The sequence below is a fragment of the Azospirillum sp. B506 genome, from assembly GCF_000333595.1.
Taxonomy (GTDB): domain Bacteria; phylum Pseudomonadota; class Alphaproteobacteria; order Azospirillales; family Azospirillaceae; genus Azospirillum.
In genome coordinates, this window is sequence record NZ_BADK01001083.1 from 1 (window position 1) to 1,580 (window position 1,580).

The following is a 1,580-nucleotide window of genomic DNA, read 5'->3' on the forward strand; positions in this document are numbered from 1 at the left end:
TTCACCGCACCGACGGTGGAGCCGTTGTCCGAATACTCGATCAGCTTCTGCGCCACCTCGGTGCCGATGTTGGCCTGGGCCTCCATCGTCGAGCCGCCGATGTGCGGCGTCAGGATGGCGGTCTTGATGCCGCGCAGCGCGCTCTGGAACTCGTCCTTGTCCGAGCCGGGCTCGACCGGGAAGACGTCGATGGCGGCGCCCAGGACGTGGCCGGAGGACATCGCGGCGGCCAGCGCCTCGATGTCCACCACCTGCCCGCGGGCGGCATTGATCAGATGGCTGCCCTTCTTCATGGCGGCCAGCTCACGTTCGCCGATCATGTTGCGGGTCTGCGGGGTGTCCGGCACGTGCAGGGTCACCACGTCGGAGATCGACAGCAGCTCCTCCAGCGAGTCGCAGGCCCGCGCGTTGCCAAGCGCCAGCTTGCGCACGGTGTCGTAGAAGCGGACCTGCATGCCCATCGCCTCGGCCAGGATCGACACCTGGGTGCCGATATGGCCGTAACCGACGATGCCCAGCGTCTTGCCGCGGATCTCGTAAGAGTCCTTCGCCGACTTCATCCAGCCGCCGCCATGCACCAGCTGCGACTTCTCGAAGATGCCGCGCATCAGCATGATGATCTCGCCGATCACCAGCTCCGCCACCGACCGGGTGTTGGAATAGGGGGCGTTGAACACCGGAATGCCGTGGCGCCGCGCCGCCTTCAGGTCGACCTGGTTGGTGCCGATGCAGAAGCAGCCGACGGTGATCAGCTTCTGCGCCGCCTCGAACACCTTGGCGGTCAGGTGGGTGCGCGAACGGATGCCCAGGATGTGGACCGAGCCGATGCGCTCCAGCAGCTCGGACTCGTCCAGCGCGCGCGGCAGCCGCTCGACGGAGGCGTAACCGCCGCGGGCCAGCTCGTCGATGGCGTTGTCGTGGACACCTTCCAGCAGAAGGATGTTGATCTTGTCCTTGGAGAGCGAGAGCTTGGTCACGGCCGGCTTCCATATCTGGGCATCGGTTCTGTTCCGAAAGGCCCGCCCACCGGGATACGGCGCGTATGGAGCCTTCGGAAAAGCGAGCGCGCAAAATAATACCAAAGCCGGCCCTTGTCACCTGAGGGATGTTGCGCCGCGGCGTCCGTTTCCGCATGCCGGATTGGCGCGCAACGCGGGTTGGGTGTATCTGTTTGACCGCTCTTCAAATCCGGAACCCCTGTCATGAGCGACGTGACGATCTATCACAACCCGCGTTGCAGCAAATCGCGCCAGACGCTGGAGCTTCTGCGCTCCCGCGGCGTCGAGCCGGCGGTGATCGACTATCTGAAGACTCCGCCCAGCCCGGCGGAGCTGTCGGTCCTGCTCGCCAAGCTGGGTAAAGGGCCGCGCGACATCACCCGCGCCAAGGAGGCGGCGGAAGCCGGCATCGCGAAGGATCTGGATGGAGAGGCGCTGGTCGCCGCCCTGTCCGCCAACCCGGCCGCCATCGAGCGCCCCATCGTGGTCAGGGCGACCGCGCCCGCGTCGGCCGCCCGCCGGAGTCGGTCCTCGACCTGCTCTGACTGCTCTGATCCGCTCTGCCCCTCCTCCCGCCCCTGA

1 protein-coding gene and 1 pseudogene are annotated in these 1,580 nt (G+C 66.5%); one reads left to right on the forward strand and one right to left on the reverse strand.

Translation table 11 applies throughout. From position 1 onward, the window contains the following. Nucleotides 1-977, reverse strand: a 977-nt coding sequence (serA, locus tag I71_RS33405; protein WP_042704440.1) for a phosphoglycerate dehydrogenase, incomplete at its 3' end; no start/stop codon positions are given. 225 nt (nt 978-1,202) lie between these two features. Here serA and arsC point away from each other — a divergent pair. Then, nucleotides 1,203-1,543: pseudogene (gene arsC / locus I71_RS33410) on the forward strand (arsenate reductase (glutaredoxin)). Nucleotides 1,544-1,580: the final 37 nt, after the last annotated feature.